Source organism: Erythrobacter sp. W302b, from assembly GCF_046452395.1.
Classification (GTDB): Bacteria; Pseudomonadota; Alphaproteobacteria; order Sphingomonadales; family Sphingomonadaceae; genus Erythrobacter.
The window spans coordinates 2,005,802-2,026,908 of the sequence record NZ_JBKFDH010000001.1; the positions used below are offsets into that span (position 1 = coordinate 2,005,802).

The window sequence follows — 21,107 nt, forward strand, 5'->3', positions numbered from 1 at the left end:
CGGGGGAGACCCTGAAACCGCGCGCGATCAGCGGATCGTCAGCATCCCGCGCCGGCCGATGGCAATGAAGCTCGCCACCAGCACCAGCACATAGAACAGGCTCAGCAGATCGAGCGGCGCAGGCCCGGCGATATAGCCGAGGTGCGCCAGCATCGCCCAGCCCCCCACCACCACGAAGACCAGCCAGTAACTCAGGGCCCCGCCTTCCAGATTGACCGCCAGCATCAGCTCGTCCGACGCGCGGTAGACCTGAATCGACAGCACGGTCCCGATGCCTAGTCCGGCGAGACCGGCCGCCAGCGCAATCCCCTGCGGCACCGGGCCACCAGGGGCTGCCAGCGCCAGCGCGGCGAGCGCCGCACCCCACAGCAGCATGGCCACGCCGGACAGGCCGAGCACCTTCTTCTGTTCGCGCAGCTCGTCGGCATCCTCGACATTGAGGAACTTCGCGCCGACCTGCGGAGTGGCGCTACCAAAGGCGACGCCGAACCCCATCACGATATAGAGCACGCCCACCAGCGCCGCGATCGTGGCCGAAAGGTCCAGCCCGCCGACCGCCGAACTGTCGATGAATTGCAACATCCCCGCGCTCGCGGCAAAGCCCGCGACCCCGCCGATCAGGGCCGGGATCAGCAGCTTGCGCACCCAGCGGGGGGTGGAGGACGTCGGGTTATCGGTCATCACGCTTCAGGCTCCCAGTGATCGATGAACAACTCCGGCACTTCCACTGCGAACAGCCGCGCCATGCGCAGCGCCAATGGCAGCGAGGGATCATATTTGTCGGTCTCGACCGCGTTGATCGTCTGCCGCGATACGCCAAGCCGACGGGCAAGCTCGCCCTGACTCCAGCCTTGCGCTTCGCGGTAATGTTTCAGACGATTTTCCACGTGGTTCCTGACCGGCGAGACATTGAGGGGCCTTGGCGGTTGCCTGCGCTCTGCTGCGACTCGCCTCAGCCCTGACAAGAGCTCTTTACAGACAAGAACTCTTGTCAGTCAAGAGCTCTTGTCACCCTGTGCGAGAATCCATTTTCCTACCCGCCGCAAGCGTGCCTAATTGCCCGGCCTCACCTGCAAGCGGAGGCCCTGCCATGACCGATCAACCGTCAACCTCGCTGCTGGCCCTGATGCGCAAGCTCGCTGCACTGCCGGCCGCAGCGGCGACACAGCAGGGCGTCAGTCAGGCGGGGATCGCGCTGATCAAGCGGTTCGAAGGCTGCGCCCGGCTGCGGTCTGACGGCTTGGTGGAGGCCTATCCCGATCCCGGCACCGGCGGCGCGCCGTGGACCATCGGCTGGGGCGCGACGGGGCGTGACAGCTTTGGCGGCGGGATGATCGGCCCCGGCACGTGCTGGACGCAGGCGCAATGTGACGCGCGGCTGGAGCAGGATCTCTCGCGCTTCGCCGCCGAGGTGTCCGCGGCGATTGGCACCGCCCCCACCACGCAGTCGCAGTTCGATGCACTGGTCAGCTTCCACTACAATACCGGCGCGATTACCCGCGCCACACTGACGCGGAAGCATATCGCTGGCGATCATCAGGGCGCCGCGCGCGAATTCGCCCGCTGGAACCGGGCGGGAGGCAGAGTGCTCAAAGGCCTTGTGCGTCGCCGTGCGGCGGAGGCCGAACGCTATTCTCAGTAATCGCGCGATACCTGCACAAGCACCGAATCGCGCCCGATGGTCGAGACGGTGCCCAGCAGCGCGAGCCAGCTGGTGATGCGGTACTCGATCTGAGTGGCGCTGTACCCGCGCCCGTCCGTCACCAGCTCGACGTAGATGTCGCGGGTGATGTTCTTGCCAATGGCAATGCCGGTGCCGCGCCCGATGAGGGGATCGGCGCTGATGATGCGCAGCTGATCGAGCCCGATGGAGCGTCGCAGGCTGCCGATCGGATCGAGCCCGCCGCCGCCGCCCTGCAGGGCCGCCAGTGCGGCTGCAAGCTGCACCGCGTCGGTCGCTGACAGCGACGTCACCGATCCGCCGAACAGCAGGCGCGCGAGGATTTCTTCCTCTGGCAGCGCGGGATCGCTGGAAAAGGCAATACTGGGCGACTGGGCATTGCCGGTGATCGCGATGTCGACATTGGTGCCGTTCTTGGCGGTCTCGGCCAACACGTCGAGCCGCGGGTTGATCGGCTCGCCCACGTCGAACAGGATCCGGCCGCGGGTAAGCTCGAAGCGGGTGCCGGCAAAGGTGTAGTCGCCGCGCACCAGCTTGGCGGTTCCGCCGATGCGCGGATCATCGACCGTGCCGCGCAGCGCGATGTCGATGCCCCATTCGCTTTCCAGCCCAAGCCCTTCGACCGCGACCCGATTGGGCGCGCTGGCGTTGACAAGGTAGCGCCATGACGCCTCGCGGCCCGAAACCTGCGCGCGGGTGCGGCCGTCCTCGTCATTGATCTCGCGCGTGGCGATGCGCGGCAGGGCGACATCCTCGGCCGCGATGCCCAGCGCCCAGCGGGCGCGGTTGATGTTGACGCGCCCGGCAATCGTTCCGCCCAGCCCGTTGGAGACGATCCGCAAGGGGCCGGTGATCGTCGCCTCAAGCCCGTTGGCATTGAGCAGACGCGCATCCTTCACCGACGCGCGCAGATCGAGCTGCGGCCCGCGCGCGGCGCTGATGCCCGCGAGATCGACCGTGCCGCTCCCGCTGATTGTCCCGCCGCCTGCCGTCGCGCCGGCAAAGCGCACTAGCTCCAGCCGCGATCCGGCAAAGCGCCCGCGCGCGGTGACATTGGTGACCCGCGTGCCGGTGAGCGCACTCTCAACGGTCAGGTCATCGCTGGCGAGCGTGCCGGTGATCCGCGGGTCGGCGAGCGTGCCGGTCGCCCGCGCGGCGAGGCGCAGCGGGCCGGAGAGATCGAAGGCCTCGATTGCGGCGAGGCGCCACAAGGTCTCCGCCGCGCCGTCAAACGCCAGCCGCGCGCCGAGCCGTCCGCGCATCAGCCGATCCGTCAGCGCGCCATCCTGTGCCAAGCCATCGATCCGCAGCGCAATGTCGCCGCGCCGCGCGTCACCCTCGAACAGCCGCGCGGCTGCCGTCATCCGTTCCGCCGACAAGTCGACCACGCCAAGCACGTTGATCGGCTTGGAGGACAAGACCAGCCCCGCCCGGCTGAAGCGGTCGATCCGCCCCCGCGCAGTGGCAGTCGGCGGGGCGCGGCCCTGCTGGCGGTAATCGATCACCCCGGTCAGACGTCCGCCCAGACCCAGATCGGCCCCCGCCAGATCGAGCAGCCGCAACGGCATCCGGGCGAGCTTGACCTGCAATTCGGTCGCACCTGCGCCGAAGGTGCCTTGGGCAATGGCAAAGCCGCCGCCGAAGCCGACCTGCGAGGGGGCAAGGCTCCACCCGCCGCCGTCCAGCGCGGTCAGCACCGCGCGGCGCGGCATGGTGATCTGGGCGTTGCCATATTGCCCCCGCGCGGCCGCCGCGATCTGGTTCGGCGCAACATTCGCGTCAAAGTTGAGCGCGAAACGGTCCGCCCGTCGTCCGGCAACCGTGCCCGTCACCTTCCCGCGCCCATTGGCAATCGCGGCCTTGGCGGTGAGGTTGGCAAGGCTCAACCCGCCATATTCCAGTCCGGCCGCAGAAATATCGGCGTCGACACTGGTGTTGCCATCATCATAGCGCCCCGTCGCGGCGATATCGGCGCGGGTGATGCTGATCGGGGTCTCTCCGCCGAACCGCGCATTGCGGGCAGCGAGATCGACAGCAAAGCCGATCGCATCGCCCGGCTGCGGGCGGAAGGCGACCGTGCCGTTCACGCCGCCGCCAGCGAGACGCAGATCGCCCGAAGGCCCCGCATCGGCCAGCACCACTTCGCCGGTGACGGTGGTGCGATAGACCTCCAACCGGTCAATCATCACGCGCGTCGGGGCGTTGGCGGGCAGGATCAATTGCAGCGCACCGTCAAACGGGCCGAGCAGCGATCCGCCCGCCACGTCGAGCCCGAAGCCCTGCTCGCTGGGAGCAAGGGCGATACGGACATCCTTCAGGCCTGCGGCGGGCAAGGGATCGGCCAGCACCAGCACCGCGCGCGGGCCGTCCGCTGCGATCTCGGCATCGAAGCTGAACGGACCATACTGCGCCTGCCGCCCGCTTCCAGCGAGCACGGTGCGGGTCACGCCGCCGCCGGTCACAACCCTGCTGTCAAGCCGCGCATTGAGGCGCGGTGCGGTGATCACCGTGTTGCGCAGCACGATCGGCTGGCCTGCACCCATGCCAAGCTCGCCCTTGAAGCGCACCTGCTCGCCGGCGAGGTTGACGATGGTGGCATTGCCGATCCGGCTCAGCACACCGGCCAGATTGGCGCGCAGGCTCCACGGGATGGAGGGACCAAACTTGGCGAGGATCTTGGCATTGGCGGTCACATCGCCCGCGCCCTCGATGGCGAGGCGGCTGGCCGCGACCGGCCCGGCGATGGCATAGGCCCCTGCGCCGATATCGCCGCGCAGGGCGAGTGTCGCCTCAAGCCCCGGGAAGACGATCTGGGTGCGGTCAATCGCGAGCTTCTGAGCAGCGGTGTCATAGGTCAGCATGCCATTGGCGCGGCCCTTCACAAGCCGGGGATCGGCAAAGGCATTGCCGGTCGTCACCCGCGCGGCCGTGAGCGCCAGGGGCAGGCTGAGCACTGTCCCGTCGAACCGCGCAGCGCCGTCCTGCGCAAGCCCGGTGGCGGTGACGCCCGAGGCGGTGAGTTTTGCCACGGCGATTTCGTGCTTGATCGCAAGGTCATCGAAGGCACCCACGAGATTCGCGGCCAGCTGTCCGCCTTCGATCCGCACGGTCTCACCCAACAGATCGGGATCGCGCAGGGCGAGCCACACCCGCGCGCCGTCGACCACCTTGTCGGCGAGGTTGACGACGCCCGCCGCCCGCAGATCGAGCGCGGGGGAAACGGCGGCCGCGCGGCCCTCGACCACACTGTTCTCAAGCTGGAAGCGGGCCGCCAGTGACAGGGTCTCGCCCAGCGCGCGGCCGGTAAACGTGCCGTCACCCAACCCCGCGCGCAATTGCCCGAGCACACCGTAGGTGCCTGCGTCATTGCTGATGCGGAAGGCGGCGAGCGGCGGTGCGCCTTCAGCGCTGCTGGGCCGCACCACGGCTGCGCCGCGCCAGCGTTTCCACGTGCCATCGCCGACAATCCGGCCCACATAGCCCGTCTCCAGCCCCGCGAGCCCGGCCAGCACCCCGCCTGCGGGTGCACGCGCGTCTCCGGCGAGTTCGAAGCGGTCGCCATCAGGCTCGGCATCGAGCAGCAGCGCGATCCGATCCTGCGCCCCCAGCCGCGCCTTGGCATCAATAAGCGCACGGCCTTGCCTGATATCGACCTGTGCGGTGAGATTGGCGCGCTCGTCCCGCGGGGTGGCGAGCCCTTTGGCGATCACCAGATCCTCGACCACGAGCTTGTCCACCCGGATATCGAAATCGGGCAGCAGCGGCGCATCGGGATCGCCGGGCAGCAGCTCAGGCAGCCGCGTCAGCCGGCCACGCTGTGCAGTGACTTCGCGGATATCGAGCCCGGTCCACAGCCAGTTCAGCGGCCGCCAGTCGAGCCGCACAACGGGTATCGTCAGAAAGGCGCCCTTGGGGTCGCTGACCGTGACGCTGCGCAGGACGGCCTGCGAGTAGATATCACCCTCGATCCGCCCGACCGTAAAGCGCAGGCCCGAGGCCGGAGCGACGGCTGCGATCTGATCGGCGATGAAGCGCTTGCCAATCGGGGTCGCCAGAAACAGCGCGGTGAGGAGGAACGGCGCGAGGATAATCGCCAGCGCCCAGCCGAGCCGCTTGCCCCAGCGCCGCGCGCGAGACGGGTGTGCGGGCGGCGCGATGTCGGGCGGGATGGCGGTATCGTCGGCCATCAGAACGCCTGGCCCAGACTGACATAGACCACCACCGGGCTATCGAACTCGGTCGGGTTGATCGGTGTCGCCACATCGACGCGGATCGGGCCGAAGGTGGTCTTGTAGCGCAGGCCGACGCCCGCACCGTAGCGAACAAAGCGGAAGTCGGGCGTGCTGCCCAGTCCCACGGTGCCCGCATCGAAGAACGGCACCACTTCCACCGCGCCATCGAACAGCGGCGTTTCAATCCGCGCTTCGAGCGAGAATTCGAGCAGCGACGCACCGCCGGTGGATTCGCCGCGATCATTGCGCGGGCCAACGCCCTGGAAGCCATAACCCCGCACCGAACCGCCGCCCCCGGCATAGAGCCGGCGGGACGGCGCGATATCGTCGAAGCCCGCGCCCACGATCGTCGCCGCCCGCACGCGGGTTGCGAGCACCGTCGATCCGATCGACTTGTAGTAACTCGCATCGGCTTGCGAGCGCAGATAGAACGTCTGGCTGCCTTCCGAGCGCGATGCTTCGGGCGCGAGGAACAGGGTGGCGCGGTAACCTTCGCTCGGATCGAGCAGATCGTCGCTGCCATCCAGCGTCACGCTGCCGAACAGCCCGCCGATGAGGAAGGTGCGGCGCGGCAGGGGGATGCCGGGCGCATCGCGCACCGTCCGGCTGCGTTCATCGGTGTAGAGCAGCTCGCCGCCGATTTGCCAGCTGAGCGGCTTCTGGAACAGGATGTTCGACACCTTCTCGAATGTCGCCCGGGTCCCGAAGCCACGCGAGTCCACCGCCTGCGTGGTGATGTCGCTGCCGAAGACATCAACGGTCAGCACCTGATCGCGCCCGCGGAAATTGTTGCGGCGGATGCCGACGCTCGCCAGCGCCTCACGGGTGCCGAGGATACCGCGCAGCCGCAGCGCGCCTTCGGGCGGGAACAGGTTGCGATGTTCCCACCGGCCTTCAACCTTGAAGCCATCCTCGGTCCCGTAGCCGATCGCGCCCGCGATGGTGCGCAAAGGCGCGCGTTCAAAGGCAACGTCGAGCGCGACCTCCCCCGGCTGCCCATCCTGCGGCGCGCGGGTTTCGCGCGGGGTGACGGTCACGCTGGAGACGAGGCCGGTCGCGATGATCGCGCGGCGCAGGTCGGTCTCAAGGCTTTGCTGGAACACGTCGCCTTCATCAAAGCGGGCGATGCGCGAAAGGTGTCGGCCGGACAGGAAGCCGGGGTCGGCGCTGACGACTTCGCCGAACACGAACTTTCCGCCCGGTTGAACCAGCAGCGACAGATCGCCTTCGGTCCGGGCGTGATCGATCAGCAATTCGGGCTCGTCCACTTCGGCGAAGGGATAGCCGCTTTCACCCAACGCAACGCGCAGTTCCAGCTCCCGCTCGATAATGCGGTCGGCATAGAGCGGGTCGCCCCGCTTGATCCCGAAGGCGGCGGTCAGGCGCGTGGCGTCAGGTTCAGGGAGGGCCGGCAGCGCGCCGAGATCAATCCGGCCGAAACTGTACCGCGGGCCGGGCAGAATATCGAAGCGGACGCTCGGCTCGCGTGCCGCATCTTCGGCGGCCCGTTCGGCTTCGTCGGAATTGTTGCCCGCGCGCCGACCACCCGAAAGCTGGCGCACCACCTCGCCATCGTAATAGCCATAGGTGCGCAGGATATCGCCGAGCAGCTCCTCGTCGGCACGGGCGCGCGCGGCGACCTGAGGGCGCGATTCCTCGCCATCGTCGTATTCGCGCAAGGTCGACAGATCCTTGAAGCGTTCGACGAACTCGTCCTTCTCAGGGAAGGCATCGGCGGCGGCCGGCAGCGCGAGCACCAGCGTGTTGCCGATCTTGGTTTCCGCCAGTTCCGGCAATTCGCCCAGCACCGGGGCGGCGATCGACGCCAGCGCCTCAAGCTCGGGATCGGGCGTGAGTGGTTGCGGCTCCTCCAGCGCGAATTCGGCGAAAATGCCATCGATCGCCGGTTGCAAGGCCGGGTCCGGCGGGGGCAGAAACTCCGCCAGCGCGTCATCTGACAGCGGACTGTCGGCGTCGGCCAGCGCGCTATCGGGCACCACCACGGGCGAGGGATCAGCCACCCCGGCGGCGGCCCAGGTATCGGGGTTGGTGACAGCGTCAGCCGGGATCAGATCGTCGAGCGATTGCGGCACAGGTTCGGGCTGGGGCTCAGGATCGAGGATCGAAAGCGGCGCCGGCGCAGGGGTGTCTTCCGCCTCACCTTCGAGAGGCTGCGCGGGCAGTGGACGCGGTTCGTCGTCCGGGGCAGCCTGCTGCGCGGCCGCCGGACAGGCGCTTAACGCCAGCGCTCCCTGACCCAATCCGGCAACAATGGCGAGACCGAGTTTGAGAAGCCGCTGGGCTTCAACTGGCCGAGAACTTGACAGGTTGGCCATCCTTGCCCCGAACGCCCGCGCCCATTGCGACGAGGCTTTCGTCCTGCGCCTGCCGCGGCGCTGTGGCCGCCGCGATCAGCCGGTGCTGCTCATCCGGCTCCATCAACAGCCAGCCCTCACGCGTCAGGCGCTCAAGGGGACGGTAGCGAACCTTGTATTGCATGCGCGGACTGCCTTCGACCCAATATCCGAGATACACGTAAGGCAATGCCTCAGCCGCGGCCCGGCGAATATGATCGAGGATAATAAAATTGCCCAGCCCTGCACGCCCCGGGTGATCGGGTTCGTAGAAGGAATAGATCATCGACAGCCCGTCGCCCTGCCGGTCGGTCAGGCAGGCACCCACCAGCCGTCCGGGCTTCCCGTTGGGCAAAGGCTCGCGATATTCGGTCACCACGGTCGAGACCGGCGTGTGTTCGATCATGTCGGCATAATCGAGCTCGTCCATCGCCGACATCCCGCCATCAGGGTGGCGTTGGCCGAGATAGCGGGCCAGCAGCTCGAACTGCTCGTCGGTCGCCCAAGGGCGGCATTCGGTGACGATAAGATCGCTATTGCGCTTCAGATCGCGCTTCTGCGTGGCCGAGGGCTGAAACTTGGTCGCCAGTACGCGCACCGAGACGCAGGCCTGACAGTCAAGGCAGGACGGACGGTAGGCGACCGTCTGGCTGCGCCGGAACCCGATCCGCCCGAGCGCTTCATTGAGCTGATCGGCGTGCGGCCCCTTGAGTTCGGTGAAGACCTTGCGCTCACTCCGGCCCGGAAGATAGGGACACGGCGCGGGGCTGGTCACAAAGAACCGGGGAAAGCGGATCGGTGCCGTCACGTGTGGGGCCAGTCCTTCTTGCGCTGAATCGCGAGGTCGAAATCGTTAAGAAAATCTTATGCCCGCACCCGTGCTCCGGTAAAAGTCCTTTAACCATGAAAATATCGCGAATTGTGCAAGCACGCGCAAAACCCGCCGCAAAACGGCGCACAGTCAGGCGCATAGCGGGACGATCTCGCGCCCCGCGCCGCGCTTCTGGCCCGGATTTTCAGCCCAGTTCGACGAGCTGGACGGTGTAGCCCTTGGCGCGCAGGCCTTCGACCAGCCGTTCGACCTGCTCGGCATCGCGCGCTTCGCATTCGATATCGGTGATCAGGCCCTTGGCGGGCAGCGTCGTGAAAATGCGCTGGTGGTAGATTTCGATGATGTTGACGTTGTGCTCGTCAAACAGGCGCATCACCTTGAACAGCGCGCCGGGGCGATCCTGCAAGGTGATCCGCAGCCGCGCCAGCCGCCCTTGCCGCGCCAGATCGCGCAGCAACACATTGGCGAGCAGGCGGGTGTCGATATTGCCGCCGCACAGCGCCAACCCGATGCTCTTGCCCTTGAAGCGCTTGGGGCTGCCGAGCACCGCCGCGAGGCCCGCAGCGCCCGCGCCTTCAACCACGGTCTTTTCGATCTGGAGCAGCAGCGCCACCGCCTTTTCAAGCGCGGGTTCATCGACCAGCAGGATGTCGTCGACCTTTTCGGCGATCACCTTCGCCGTGAAATCGCCCGGCACCTTGACCGCGATACCTTCGGCCAGCGTGTCCCCGCCGCACGGCAGGTTCGCGCCCTTGATCCGGTCGAACATGCTGGGGAACAGCGCCGCCTGCACGCCCACCACCTCGATATCGGGGTTGAGTGCCTTGGCGACCGTCGCCATCCCCGAAATCAGCCCGCCCCCGCCAATCGGGGTGACGATGCAATCGAGATCGGGTTTCACGTCCAGCATTTCGAGCGCGACCGTGCCCGCACCGGCGGCCACGTCGGGATCATCGAACGGGTGGACGAAGGTCAGGCCAAGCTCGCCCTCCAGCTTGCGCGCATAGGCATAGGCTTCATCGAAGGTCTCGCCTTCGAGCAGCACCTTGCCGCCAACGCTTTCGGTCTGCATCACCTTCACTGTCGGTGTGGGCTTCGGCATGACGATGGTGACGGGCACGCCCAGCCGGGTGCCGTGATAGCTGAGACCCTGCGAGTGGTTGCCCGCCGAGGCCGCAATCACCCCGCGCGACCGCTGTTCTTCGGTCAGCAGCAGCAGCGCGTTGAGCGCTCCGCGCTCCTTGTAGGCGGCGGTGAACTGAAGGTTCTCGAACTTCAGCCAGATGTCCGCGCCGGTAATCTCCGACAGCGTGATCGAGCGCATCATCGGCGTTTCGACCACCGCGCCGCGAATGCGGGCCGCAGCGGCGCGCACGTGATCGAGGGTCAGGTCGGCCGGCGAAGCGGCGGCACCCTTGGGGCTGGCAGAGGCTGTTTGTGTCGACATAGCGACCGGGCGATTAGAGGCTTGCAGCCGCAAGGGCAATCGGGCCTGCGCGGATTTCGTATGCGCCGCAGTCCGGCAAGCCCCGTTGGCAAGCGGGCGGCAAAGCGATAGGCACCGCCGCCTTACGTGTTTTCCCGAAAGTTCAAGGACCGCCATGCTCCGCACCCTTTCCACCGCGCTTGCCGCCGTATCCGCCCTCGCGCTGGCCGCGCCCGCCTGGGCGGATACGCTGGTCGACAATGTCGACGGGGTGACGATCGACGAAGCGGGCAAGGTCAAGCGCTTCAATGGCCTCGTGTTCGACGAGGATGGCAAGATCACCCAGGTCCTGACCCGCAGCGACAAGCGCCCGCAGGTGGATTACCGCCTGGATGGCGAAGGGCGGGTGATGATCCCCGGCATGATCGACGCGCATGTCCACGTGATGGATATCGGCTTTGCCGCGCTCACGCTGGACCTGTCGGACACGACCTCGCTCGAAGACGCGCTGGCCAAGATCAAGGCCTTTGCCGAAGCCAATCCCGGTCGTCCCTGGATCATCGGGCGCGGGTGGAATCAGGAGAAGTGGGGTTTGGGCCGCTTCCCCACGGCGGCGGAACTCGACGCGGTGGTCTCGGACCGCCCGGTGTGGCTCGAACGCGCGGATAATCACGCCAACTGGGGCAACTCCCTCGCCATCAAAACGGCAGGCGTGACCGCCAAGACCCCGGACCCGCAAGGCGGCAAGATCATTCGCGATGCCAAGGGCGCTCCGGCGGGCGTGTTTGTCGATTATGCGGTGCAGCTGGTCGGCAAGGTCGTCCCCCCGCCCCGCCCCGAAGACCGCGATCTCGCCTTTGCCAAGGCGCAAGAGGTGCTGCTGGGCTACGGTGTGACGGCGGTTGCCGACATGGGCACCAAGATGCCCGACTGGACGACCTATCGCCGCGCGGGCGATGCGGGCCGCTTGCAGATCCGCATCATGTCCTATGCCGATTCGTTCGAGACGCTGGAGACCGTCGCCGGGCCGGAGCCGACCGTGTGGCTCTATGACGACAAGCTGCGCATGGGCGGGATCAAGCTCTATCTCGACGGCGCGCTGGGATCGCGGGGGGCGAGCCTGAAGGCACCCTATCACGACGATCCGGGCGCCAAGGGCCTGCCGCTGCTGACGCCTGCGCAGCTGCGCAACCTGATGAGCCGCGCGGCGATGGACAATTTCCAGACCGCCGTTCACGCGATCGGCGATGCCGCCAATGCCGAGGTGCTCGCCGCGGTCGAAGAGCTGTCGGAGAGCTACACGGGCGATCGGCGCTGGCGGATCGAACACGCGCAGATCATCGACCCGGCTGATATCGCGCGGTTGGGCAAGCACGGGGTGATCGCCTCGATGCAGCCGCTCCACCAGACCTCCGACCGGCTGATGGCCGAAGCGCGGCTGGGACCGGACCGGCTGGATGGCGCCTATCCGTGGCGCTCTGTGATCAGCGTCGGCGGCAGACTCGCCTTCGGGTCGGACGCGCCGGTAGAGCCCGCCGATCCCTTCGCGGGGATGGCCGCCGCGATCAGCCGCACCGATGCCAAGGGCGAGCCCTTCGGCGGGTGGTTCCCGCAAGAGACTGTGACGCGCGAACAGGCTCTGGCTGGCTACACCTCCGGCGCGGCCTTTGCCGGATTTGCTGAAGGCCGCTTCGGACGCCTCCTGCCCGGAGAGCGGGCGGATTTCCTGCTGGTCGACCGCGACCCGCTCTTCGCCTCGCCCGAGGCGTTGCGGGAAACCAAGGTGCTTCAGGTGTGGATCGGCGGTGTGAAGGTGCGGGGGGATTAGTGTCGCGCAGTCCCTCCCCGTCCCGCACGGGATGGGGAGGTGGCAGACGCCGCAGGCGGCTGACGGAGGGGTGTAGCGACACACTCGTCCCCCTCCACCACCCGCTCCGCGGGCGGTTCCCCTCCCCATCCCTTCGGGACGGGGAGGCACAGGAAATTCACTCCGCCGCCGCCTGCTGCGCTGCCAGTTCCGCCTCCCGCGCGGCCTTGTCTGCCGCCACGGCTTTCTCCTGAAAGCGCATCAGCAGCAGCGAGGCTTCGAACAGCAGCCACAGCGGGATTGCCAGAATGATCTGCGAGCCCGGATCCGGCGGCGTCACGATGGCGGCGATGATGAAAATCCCGACGATCACATAACGCCGCGCGGCCACCATCTGATCGCGACTGATGATCCCGGCGCGGTGCAGCAGCAACAGCAGCACCGGCAGCAGGAACGTCAACCCGAAGGCAAGGATGAACTGCATCACGAGGTTGAGATAGTCACCCGCGCTCGGCAACGCCTGCACATCCAGCCCCCCTGCCGTCCCCCCGAAGCCGAGGAAGAAGGTGAAGGCGGTCGGCATCACCACGAAATAGGCGAGCGAAGCGCCCGCTGCGAACAGCACCGGGGTTGCGAACAGAAACGGCAGAAACGCCTTCTTCTCGCGCGCATAAAGGCCGGGCGCGACGAAGGCCCAGAGCTGGTTGGCGATGATCGGGAAACTGACCATGAAGCCCGCGAACAGCGCGACCTTCAGCTCGACAAAGAAGACTTCCGGCAGCTTGGTGAAGATCAGCTGCCCCTCACCTGCCGGGAAGGCCTGCTTCAGCGGCCAGACCAGAATGCCGAGAATCTCGTCCGCGAAATAGAGGCAGACAGCAAACCCCACCGCCAGCGCCAGCAGCGCGCGGATCACACGGGTGCGTAGCTCGATCAGGTGATCAAGCAGCGGCGCGCGGGTTTCGTCGAGATCCTCAACCTTAAACATCGGCGCTCCCCTTTGCCGCAGGTTCAGGCGTAGGCATCTGCGCCAACGGCTGTGCGGTCGTTTCTGGGGTCGGGTCAGCGGCGGGCGCATCGGTCGGGGCGGTCTCGGCCGGCGCCTTTTCGAGCGACGGCGCTGTGACCGGCGGCGCCTCCACCGGCGGGGGGCCGGTCATCACCGGTGCGCCAGCTTCGGCTTCAGTCAGCGCAGCGGAACGGCGCATGATCTCCTCATTCTGCGCCTTCCACTTCTTTTCCATTTCCTCCAGTTCGGCCTCGCGCACCATGGTGTCGATGCCGGAGCGGAAATGGGCGGAGATCCGGCGCATCTTGCCAATCCAGCGGCCCGCCGTGCGCATGGCAAGCGGCAGGTCTTTCGGCCCGATCACCACGACCGCGACGATCACAATGACCAGCAGTTCTCCAACGCCGATATCGAACATGTCAGATGCGGCCCTGCCGCCTCCTCAGGAGGGAGAAATCAGGCGCCGGTGGTGTCGGTCTTGTCGGCTGGAGCGGCAGTCGGCGCTTCGGTCGGAGCAGGCGCTGCGGCAGGCGGCTCGATCCGAACCGCCTTGGCGGCGGTGTCCTCGGTCTCGTTGAGGCCCTTCTTGAAGCTGGAAATGCCCTTGCCGAAATCGCCCATCATCTCGGCGATGCGGCCGCGTCCGAACAGGATCAACACGATCAGCAGGACAATGACCCAGTGCCAAATCGACGAAAAACCCATGGTCTCAACTCCTGAACTGCGGCGGGGGTACGTGGGTGCCGCATGGCCGGATCGCTGTCCGGCGTTCGCTAGAGGCTCATTTAGGGCAAGCCTTTGGCAAATGCGAGTCAGTCCGCGAGATTCTCGTCGTCTGCCCCATCGCTTTCGTCGGCCTCGTCAGGATCGAAGCGCATGGCGGCCTCCATCGCCTCGTCCACCGGATCGAGCAACCCGGCCGCGCGCAACTCGTCGATCCCCGGCAGATCGCGGCGGCTGGCGAGGCCGAAGTGGTCGAGAAACTCGGGCGTGGTGGCATAGATCACCGGGCGGCCCGGTACTTCGCGGCGACCGGCAAGCTTGATCCAGCCCGCCTCCATCAGCACGTCCAGGGTGCCCGCACTGGTCTGCACGCCGCGGATCGATTCGATTTCCGCGCGGCTGACAGGCTCGTGATAGGCGATGATCGCCAGCACCTCGGTCGCCGCGCGGCTGAGGCGGCGGACCTGCTCCTTCTCGCGGCGGAGCAGGTGGGCAAGATCGGGCGCGGTCTCGAAATGCCAGCGCTTGCCGCGCTCGACCAGATGCACGCCGCGCAGGCGGTAACGCACTTCGAGCATTGCCAGCGCGTCCTGCACATCTCCCGGCGCTATGCCGCCAAGATGAGCGGCCAGCGCATCGACCGTCAGCGGCTCCTCCGACGCGAACAGCGTGGCTTCCACGGCGCGTTCGAGAGTGCCCGGCTCGTCGCTCATGCGGCGACGGCCCCTTCTTTCAGACGGCGAATGCGCAGGGGGGTGAAGGCGCCGTCCTGTGCAATCTCGGCCCGGCCCCGCTTGGCCAATTCCAGCGCCGCGACGAAGCTGGATGCCAGCGCCGAACGCTTCAGTTCCGGCGAAGCGTGGGGCGGCAGGAAGTCCCTGATTTCCATCCATTCCAGCGTCACGCCCAGCATCGCCGAGACCCGCTCCAGCGCGGAATCCAGCGTCATCACCGGACGATTGACGACGTGATAGATGCGCGGCGCCGTGCGCGCCTTGACCTGCCCATAGGCCTGGATCAGCGAGAAGATATCGCTGCGCCACACGGTCTTGCGGTCGGTGCGCAGGCCTTCAGGCGCCCCGCGCAGAAACACATCGCGCCCGATCCGATCCCGCCCCATCAACCGCGCCGCCGCCTCCCGCATCGCGCCAAGGCGTTGCAGCCGCAGTTGCAGGCGCAGGGCGAGTTCTTCAGGTGACGGGTCTTCCTGCTCGGCCTTGGGCAGCAGCATCGCGGATTTGAGGTAGGCGAGCCATGCCGCCATCACGAGGTAATCGGCGGCCAGCTCCAGCTTCATCGCCCCGGCGCGCTCTATATAGGTCAGGTATTGGTCGACCAGCGCAAGGATCGAAATCTGCCGCAGATCAACCTTCTGCCTCCGCGCCAGATCAAGCAGCAGGTCGAGCGGGCCTTCCCAGCCGTCCAGCTCCAGATAGAGCGCGTCCGTGTCCGCCCGGCCGGCGTCGGACGGGAACATGAAGGGTTCGTCAGCGCTCATGCGGGAGTGCCGGCGAGCGCCAGCAAGGCGTCGCGTTTCGCCAGCAATTCAGCCGCTTCAGGCGCAATGCTCGCCGCGATGCGAGTGTCCGCCAGCGCGCGGTCGAGCCGCGCGGCGATGGCATCGGACATGGCGGGAAGTACCTCGCAGATGCCCTGCATGTCGTCCATTTTCGCCCAGCAATTGAGCACGATATCGCACCCCGCCGCGTGAGCACGCGCAGCGCGTTCAGGGATGCTGCCGCCCAATGCCTCCATGTCAATATCGTCGGTCAGCAGCAGGCCATCAAACCCGATCGACCCGCGGATCACATCGCGGATCACGGTTTGGGAGAGAGTCGCCGGGTTCTCGGCGTCCCACGCGGTGAAGACGAGATGTCCGGTCATGCCGATAAGCGCATGATTCAGTGTGCGAAACGGGATGAGGTCGTCTTCCAATTCCTCAACCGACGCCGTCACGGTCGGGAGGGCCTTGTGCGTGTCGACATCGGTGCGGCCGTGGCCGGGCATATGCTTGATGCACCCGGTCACGCCGCCCGCCGCCAGCCCTTCGAGCACCGCCCTGCCCAGCGCCGCGACTTGCATCGGATCCGCCCCGAAGGCGCGGTCGCCGATCACATCGTGGGCACCCGGCACCCGCAGGTCGAGCGGGGGGTGGTAGTCGACTGTGATGCCCATGGCGGACAGTTCCAGCCCCATCGCCGTAGCATTGGCGCGCGCCGCTTCGATCGCGCTGGCGGGCGAGATTTCGTACAATTTCTCAAAGGCTTGACCCGATGGATAGCCCGCCCACAGCGGTGGCCTGAGCCGCGCCACCCGGCCGCCTTCCTGATCGATCGAGACCAGCAGGCGCTCCCGCCCATGGATGCTGCGCAGTTCGTCCGTCAGCGCGCGCAGCTGCTCGGGATCGACACAATTGCGTCCGAACAGGATATAGCCCGCCGGGTCCGCCTCGCGGAAAAAGGCGCGTTCGTCCGCTGTCAGGTGCGGGCCGCTGAGGCCGAATATTGCCGGAATCATAGCGGGCGCAAAATCGCAGGCTGGCGGGGGTCTAGCAAGGGCAAGAGGGGGTCAAGAACGGGGAAAAACCGCACATTGCACGCGCAAGGACTGCAATAACCCGCCTATGACCCTGCAACGGCCCCGCCACCGGCATGGGCGTTCACTTGACCTGGCAATCGACCCCGTCAGCCTTCAGCGCCGCGCACAACCGATCCGCCTCGGCGCGGCTGCCCGCCACAGCCTGCAAGCGATAGACCGTGCCGATATCGACCTTGCCTTCGACGATCCGGTACTTGACCCCGGTCAAGGCATCGGTGCGGCGCGTGACGTCGCCCCAACCCTGTTCGGCGCGGGCGCGGGTGCCGTAAGCGGCAAGCTGCACGCCGACGCCGGGGATGTCGCCCGCGGTCGGAACCTTCATGGGGACGGTCGAGACGCTCGGCTTGGGCACAGCGCTCGGTGTCGGAGCGGGACCATCGGCCACCACTGCCGGACGCGAGCCGCCCTCGCCCACCACGGGCGCGACATTGCCGGTACCGGCGAATTCCTTGCCGCCCGGATCATCGGGGCGCTGCTTGACCGGGCCTTCGGGCGCAGGGATCACGCTGCCATCGGCAACCACATCACCGCCCGCGGCCCGGTTCGAGATGAACCACACCCCGCCAACCACCGCGCCGAGCAACACCACCAGCGCCGCGGCGAACAGCATGATCTGCCCCGGATCCAGCCCACCGGCGTCGCTCTCATCCTCATCGGATTCGAGCCACGGCAAGCTGTCGGTGCTGGCAAGATCCAGTTCGCCGCCCTCGTCGTTCAGTTCTTCGTACTCAGCCTCGATCATGGTGATCTTTCGCTTCCCCCCCGGAAGAGCCAAAAACTTCCGGTCACATACTCTCGACAGCCTCGACGCCTAACACGGCGAGCCCGCCCTTGATCACTTGCCCGATTGCGCTGCCGAGGAAAAGCCTCGCCGCGGTCAGCTCTGGATCCTGTTCCACGATGAAGCGCTTTTCCGGCCGGTCGTTACCCAGATTCCAGTAGGAATGGAGATCAGCCGCCAGATCATAGAGATAAAACGCGATCCGGTGCGGTTCGCGGGCGCGGGCTGCGGCCTCGATCTCGCGCGGGAACTGCGCCGCCCGGGCGATCAGCGCCATTTCTTCAGCGCCAAGCCGCGCGATATCTGCGTCAGACGGTGATAGCCCGGCGTCAGCTGCCTTGCGTAACGTCGAACGGATCCGGGCATGGGCATATTGCACATAGAACACCGGATTGTCCTTCGAGGCTTCGACCACCTTGTCGAAATCGAAATCCATCTGTGCGTCGGGCTTGCGGGTGAGCATGGTGAAGCGCACCACGTCCTTGCCGACCATGTCGACCACGTCCGCCAGCGTGACGAAATTGCCCGCGCGCTTCGACATCTTGAACGGCTGGCCGCCCTTCATCAGCTGCACCATCTGGACGAGCTTGACCTCGAACGGCTTGGGCGCAGCGCCATCGGCGCTGGTCAACGCGGCGACCGCGGCCTTGATCCGCTTCACCGTCCCGGCGTGATCCGCGCCCCAGATGTCGACCAGTGCGTCGGCAGTCTGCGCCTTCTGGAAATGGTAGGCCAAGTCCGCGCCGAAATAGGTCCACGCGCCGTTCGACTTCTTGATCGGGCGATCCTGATCGTCGCCGAACTTGGTCGAACGGAACAGCGGCAGCTGCACCGGCTCCCAATCCTCGGGCGGGGCCTTGCCCTTGGGGGCTTCGAGCACGCCATCATAGACAAGGTCATGTTCGCGCAGCCACGCCTCGGCGGCATCGACCTTGCCCGAAGCCTGCAACTCGGCTTCGGACGAGAACAGGTCGTGCTGGATGCCGAGCGTCGCCAAATCGGCGCGGATCATGTCCATCATCGCCGCCACCGCGCGGGTGCGGAACAGGATCAGCCACTCGCCCTCGGGCGCGGCGGCGTATGTGTCGCCGAACTCGGCGGCGAGCTGCTGGCCGACCGGCACGAGATAGTCACCCGGATAGAGCCCTTCGGGGATGGCAATCTCTTCCCCCAGTGCCTCGCGATACCGCATATGCACCGAGCGGGCGAGCACATCGACCTGCGCACCGGCATCGTTGACGTAATATTCCTTGATGACCTTGTGGCCCGCAAACTCCAGCAAGCCCGCGAGCGCATCGCCCACCACCGCGCCGCGGCAATGGCCCATGTGCATCGGGCCGGTGGGGTTGGCCGAGACATATTCGACATTGACCTTGCGGCCCTCGCCCATGGTGGAGCGGCCGTAATCATCGCCAAGCGCAACGATCGCCTGCAATTCATCGAGCCACGCTTGCGGTGCGAGCCGCAGGTTGATGAAGCCCGGCCCGGCGATGTCGGCGCTGGTGATGGAGGGACACGCGGTGAGCTTGGCCGTGATCGCCTCGGCCAAGGCGCGCGGGTTCATGCCCGCGCCTTTGGCGAGCACCATCGCGGCGTTGGTCGCCAGATCGCCATGCGACGCATCGCGCGGCGGTTCGAGCGTGACGTTGGCGAAGCTGGTGCCCGCCGGCAGCACACCTTCGGCGACCAGATCGGTCAGCACGGTTTCGATCAGCGCGGCGTGGGCGGCGTAGAGGGTCTTGGGTTGGGTCATGGTTGTCTCGTGCGATGTGCGCGGAATATCGCGCGTGCAAGATAGGAAGCGGGGTCCCGGGTCAAGCCCGGGACGGGGATGTGTGACGAGGCAAACGGTCACGAAGTGACCGCAAGGCCGACCGGCCGCCCGCAGCGACGCGGCCTTCAGGCCGCATGAGCGAGGATTTCGCACGCCGGAGGGCGTGCGGAAAACGTCAGCGCGTCACATTATACGCCAGCTGCGCCTCGGTCAGCTGGAAGCCGACGAGCATTTCGAAGCGCGTGCGAGCGATGGCGGCCTTCACTTCGGGATCAGCCAAGGGATCGAGCGCCGCTTCGGTGTCGCCGGCGCGGCGTCGTCGGGTGATCTTTTCGCGAATATCCTCAGGCAGCGCGGCGTCGGCGCGGTTGATGTAGCTTCCGGCCTTGCCGCTCGCGCTGGCGCGTTCCTGCCCATCGGCGAAGGCGAGAGTCACGGTGCCGACCCGCTTGGTCACCACCGCGCTGCCGCCGCGCAGGACGGTGACGAAATAGGGCAGTTCGACCGTGCGCGCGCCGCGGGTGTCGCTGCGGCGCGCGTTCACGGTGAAGGTCGCCTCGGAATAGACCTGTTCGCCGGTGTCGTTGCAGGTGGCGCGCAGATTGGTCATCGCCGCGCTGACATCGAGGCTGGCCGTGGTCGTGTCCGCCGGGTTGCGGAAGGTGGTGACGTCGCCGGTGTAGTCGGGGATGCCGACCGACGGGCACAGGGTCAGCACACTGGCGATACCGACGCCCTGATCGATCACCAGCTCGCCCTCGTTCGAACAGGCCGCGAGCGTCGCCACGGCGGAAAGGGCAAAAAAGGCGCGTGCGCGAAGCATCATCAAAGCCGTCCTCGAATTTACGATCCCGTGCGCCCTAGCGAGGACGTGATGAAAGCGCTAGAGGGAGCGACATGAACGCGCCCTTTCAAGCATCCGATGCCGCCACCGCAGATACCGCTGCCGAGCGCCCGCCCCTCAACCTGCTGATCGCTGCACCGCGCGGGTTCTGCGCCGGGGTCGACCGGGCGATCGAGATCGTCGAAAAGGCGCTCGAACGCTATGGCTCGCCGGTCTATGTCCGGCACGAAATCGTCCACAACAAGTATGTCGTGGAGCAATTGAAGGCCAAGGGCGCGATCTTCGTCAAGGAGCTGGACGAGGTGCCCGACGATGCGCCGGTGGTGTTCAGTGCCCACGGTGTGCCCAAGGCCGTCCCGGCCGAGGCGCGGCGCCGCCAGCTGCTCTATGTCGATGCCACCTGCCCGCTGGTGAGCAAGATCCACCGTCAGGCCGAACGCCAGATCGAAAAGGGTCGGCACATCATCTTCATCGGCCATGAAGGCCACCCCGAAGTGATCGGCACGATGGGGCAGGTCGAACCGGGTCAGATGACGCTGGTCGAGACGATCGAGGATGTCGACAAGCTGCCCTTCGATGCGGACGAGGAATTGTCCTACCTCACGCAGACCACCCTGTCGGTCGACGACACGCGCGAAGTGATTCAAGCGCTCGAATGGCGCTATCCCAACATCTCCGGCCCGCGCGCCGAAGACATCTGCTATGCCACCTCCAACCGCCAGGCTGCCGTGAAGGAACTGGCGCATGATTGCGATCTGGTGCTGGTGATCGGCGCGCCCAATTCATCCAATTCGCTGCGACTGGTCGAAGTGTCGGAGCGGCTGGGCACCCCCGCCAAGCTGATCCAGCGTGCGGCGGAAATCGACTTTGCGTGGCTGGAGGGCGTCGAAACCCTCGGCCTTACCGCAGGGGCCTCCGCGCCCGAAGTGCTGGTGCGCGAGGTGGTCTCCGCACTGGCGGAGCGCCGCACGATCCACGAGAAGGAAATCACCGCCACGGTCGAGAAGATGGTGTTCAAGCTGCCGCGCCAGCTGACCGAATAGTTG

Annotated in this window: 18 protein-coding genes; 3 read left to right on the forward strand and 15 right to left on the reverse strand. The window is 66.7% G+C overall.

Translation table 11 applies throughout. The features are described from left to right. Window positions 1–27: 27 nt before the first annotated feature. Window positions 28–681, reverse strand: coding sequence for a hypothetical protein (locus ACLBKT_RS09750; RefSeq protein WP_410182717.1), 654 nt, complete (start codon window positions 679–681; stop codon window positions 28–30). Then, on the reverse strand, window positions 681–887 hold the full coding sequence (locus ACLBKT_RS09755) for a helix-turn-helix transcriptional regulator (RefSeq protein WP_410182718.1): 207 nt from the start codon (window positions 885–887) through the stop codon (window positions 681–683). The genes ACLBKT_RS09750 and ACLBKT_RS09755 overlap by 1 nt, the downstream gene beginning before the upstream one ends. A 203-nt stretch (window positions 888–1,090) precedes the next feature. Between ACLBKT_RS09755 and ACLBKT_RS09760 the strand changes: the two genes are divergently transcribed. Next, the gene (locus tag ACLBKT_RS09760; protein WP_410182719.1) at window positions 1,091–1,642 is read left to right on the forward strand and encodes a lysozyme; all 552 of its coding nucleotides are present in this window, start codon (window positions 1,091–1,093) and stop codon (window positions 1,640–1,642) included. Here ACLBKT_RS09760 and ACLBKT_RS09765 read toward each other — a convergent pair. The 4 genes from ACLBKT_RS09765 to ACLBKT_RS09780 all read right to left on the reverse strand — a co-directional run bounded on the left by ACLBKT_RS09765 (window position 1,636) and on the right by ACLBKT_RS09780 (window position 10,546). Then, the gene (locus tag ACLBKT_RS09765; RefSeq protein ID WP_410182720.1) at window positions 1,636–5,868 is read right to left on the reverse strand and encodes a translocation/assembly module TamB domain-containing protein; all 4,233 of its coding nucleotides are present in this window, start codon (window positions 5,866–5,868) and stop codon (window positions 1,636–1,638) included. The two genes, ACLBKT_RS09760 and ACLBKT_RS09765, sit on opposite strands and share 7 nt — an antisense overlap. After that, entirely contained in the window at window positions 5,868–8,249 is a 2,382-nt protein-coding gene (locus ACLBKT_RS09770; RefSeq protein WP_410182721.1) for an autotransporter assembly complex protein TamA, read from the reverse strand. Before ACLBKT_RS09770 ends, ACLBKT_RS09765 begins: the two co-directional genes overlap by 1 nt. Beyond that, window positions 8,218–9,075, reverse strand: coding sequence for an arginyltransferase (locus ACLBKT_RS09775; protein ID WP_410182722.1), 858 nt, complete (start codon window positions 9,073–9,075; stop codon window positions 8,218–8,220). The genes ACLBKT_RS09770 and ACLBKT_RS09775 overlap by 32 nt, the downstream gene beginning before the upstream one ends. A gap of 208 nt (window positions 9,076–9,283) precedes the next feature. Continuing rightward, complete coding sequence (locus ACLBKT_RS09780; protein ID WP_410182723.1) at window positions 9,284–10,546, reverse strand: threonine ammonia-lyase; 1,263 nt, start codon at window positions 10,544–10,546, stop codon at window positions 9,284–9,286. Window positions 10,547–10,700: 154 nt separating this feature from the next. Here ACLBKT_RS09780 and ACLBKT_RS09785 point away from each other — a divergent pair, with 154 nt between their 5' ends. Further along, window positions 10,701–12,353 carry an amidohydrolase gene (locus tag ACLBKT_RS09785; RefSeq protein ID WP_410182724.1) on the forward strand — a complete coding sequence of 551 codons (1,653 nt, stop codon included), beginning with the start codon at window positions 10,701–10,703 and terminating at the stop codon, window positions 12,351–12,353. 157 nt (window positions 12,354–12,510) lie between these two features. On the opposite strand, the gene tatC is transcribed toward ACLBKT_RS09785, so the two are convergent. From tatC to ACLBKT_RS09830, 9 genes are all read right to left on the reverse strand, one after another. Further along, window positions 12,511–13,320, reverse strand: coding sequence for a twin-arginine translocase subunit TatC (gene tatC, locus ACLBKT_RS09790; RefSeq protein ID WP_410182725.1), 810 nt, complete (start codon window positions 13,318–13,320; stop codon window positions 12,511–12,513). Next, window positions 13,313–13,759, reverse strand: a complete 447-nt coding sequence (tatB, locus tag ACLBKT_RS09795; protein WP_410182726.1) for a Sec-independent protein translocase protein TatB — start codon at window positions 13,757–13,759, stop codon at window positions 13,313–13,315. The genes tatC and tatB overlap by 8 nt, the downstream gene beginning before the upstream one ends. Window positions 13,760–13,797: 38 nt before the next feature. Further along, window positions 13,798–14,046 (reverse strand): twin-arginine translocase TatA/TatE family subunit, encoded by a 249-nt coding sequence (locus ACLBKT_RS09800; RefSeq protein WP_410182727.1) that lies wholly within the window; start codon window positions 14,044–14,046, stop codon window positions 13,798–13,800. 107 nt (window positions 14,047–14,153) lie between these two features. Further along, a complete protein-coding gene (scpB, locus tag ACLBKT_RS09805; RefSeq protein WP_410182728.1) occupies window positions 14,154–14,777 on the reverse strand; it encodes an SMC-Scp complex subunit ScpB in 624 nt (207 codons plus the stop codon). Beyond that, window positions 14,774–15,562, reverse strand: a complete 789-nt coding sequence (locus ACLBKT_RS09810) for a segregation and condensation protein A (RefSeq protein WP_410182729.1) — start codon at window positions 15,560–15,562, stop codon at window positions 14,774–14,776. Before ACLBKT_RS09810 ends, scpB begins: the two co-directional genes overlap by 4 nt. Further along, a complete protein-coding gene (gene nagZ / locus ACLBKT_RS09815; RefSeq protein WP_410182730.1) occupies window positions 15,559–16,581 on the reverse strand; it encodes a beta-N-acetylhexosaminidase in 1,023 nt (340 codons plus the stop codon). Before nagZ ends, ACLBKT_RS09810 begins: the two co-directional genes overlap by 4 nt. A gap of 142 nt (window positions 16,582–16,723) precedes the next feature. After that, window positions 16,724–17,404: an SPOR domain-containing protein gene (locus ACLBKT_RS09820; RefSeq protein WP_410182731.1), complete on the reverse strand. Its 681-nt coding sequence runs from the start codon at window positions 17,402–17,404 to the stop codon at window positions 16,724–16,726. Between the two features lie 43 nt (window positions 17,405–17,447). Then, window positions 17,448–19,196: an arginine--tRNA ligase gene (argS, locus tag ACLBKT_RS09825; protein ID WP_410182732.1), complete on the reverse strand. Its 1,749-nt coding sequence runs from the start codon at window positions 19,194–19,196 to the stop codon at window positions 17,448–17,450. 196 nt (window positions 19,197–19,392) lie between these two features. Then, entirely contained in the window at window positions 19,393–20,043 is a 651-nt protein-coding gene (locus ACLBKT_RS09830; RefSeq protein ID WP_410182733.1) for a hypothetical protein, read from the reverse strand. A gap of 71 nt (window positions 20,044–20,114) precedes the next feature. Here ACLBKT_RS09830 and ispH point away from each other — a divergent pair, with 71 nt between their 5' ends. Next, window positions 20,115–21,104, forward strand: a complete 990-nt coding sequence (gene ispH / locus ACLBKT_RS09835) for a 4-hydroxy-3-methylbut-2-enyl diphosphate reductase (protein ID WP_410182734.1) — start codon at window positions 20,115–20,117, stop codon at window positions 21,102–21,104. Window positions 21,105–21,107: the final 3 nt, after the last annotated feature.

Coding starts and splice junctions, on each gene's coding strand:
- ACLBKT_RS09800 (WP_410182727.1), bottom strand. CDS start 14,046: ATGGGTTTTTCGTCGATTTGGCACTGGGTCATTGTCCTGCTGATCGTG.
- scpB (WP_410182728.1), bottom strand. CDS start 14,777: ATGAGCGACGAGCCGGGCACTCTCGAACGCGCCGTGGAAGCCACGCTG.
- ispH (WP_410182734.1), top strand. CDS start 20,115: ATGAACGCGCCCTTTCAAGCATCCGATGCCGCCACCGCAGATACCGCT.
- ACLBKT_RS09830 (WP_410182733.1), bottom strand. CDS start 20,043: ATGATGCTTCGCGCACGCGCCTTTTTTGCCCTTTCCGCCGTGGCGACG.
- nagZ (WP_410182730.1), bottom strand. CDS start 16,581: ATGATTCCGGCAATATTCGGCCTCAGCGGCCCGCACCTGACAGCGGAC.
- tatB (WP_410182726.1), bottom strand. CDS start 13,759: ATGTTCGATATCGGCGTTGGAGAACTGCTGGTCATTGTGATCGTCGCG.
- ACLBKT_RS09810 (WP_410182729.1), bottom strand. CDS start 15,562: ATGAGCGCTGACGAACCCTTCATGTTCCCGTCCGACGCCGGCCGGGCG.
- argS (WP_410182732.1), bottom strand. CDS start 19,196: ATGACCCAACCCAAGACCCTCTACGCCGCCCACGCCGCGCTGATCGAA.
- tatC (WP_410182725.1), bottom strand. CDS start 13,320: ATGTTTAAGGTTGAGGATCTCGACGAAACCCGCGCGCCGCTGCTTGAT.
- ACLBKT_RS09770 (WP_410182721.1), bottom strand. CDS start 8,249: ATGGCCAACCTGTCAAGTTCTCGGCCAGTTGAAGCCCAGCGGCTTCTC.
- ACLBKT_RS09765 (WP_410182720.1), bottom strand. CDS start 5,868: ATGGCCGACGATACCGCCATCCCGCCCGACATCGCGCCGCCCGCACAC.
- ACLBKT_RS09760 (WP_410182719.1), top strand. CDS start 1,091: ATGACCGATCAACCGTCAACCTCGCTGCTGGCCCTGATGCGCAAGCTC.
- ACLBKT_RS09820 (WP_410182731.1), bottom strand. CDS start 17,404: ATGATCGAGGCTGAGTACGAAGAACTGAACGACGAGGGCGGCGAACTG.
- ACLBKT_RS09750 (WP_410182717.1), bottom strand. CDS start 681: ATGACCGATAACCCGACGTCCTCCACCCCCCGCTGGGTGCGCAAGCTG.
- ACLBKT_RS09780 (WP_410182723.1), bottom strand. CDS start 10,546: ATGTCGACACAAACAGCCTCTGCCAGCCCCAAGGGTGCCGCCGCTTCG.
- ACLBKT_RS09785 (WP_410182724.1), top strand. CDS start 10,701: ATGCTCCGCACCCTTTCCACCGCGCTTGCCGCCGTATCCGCCCTCGCG.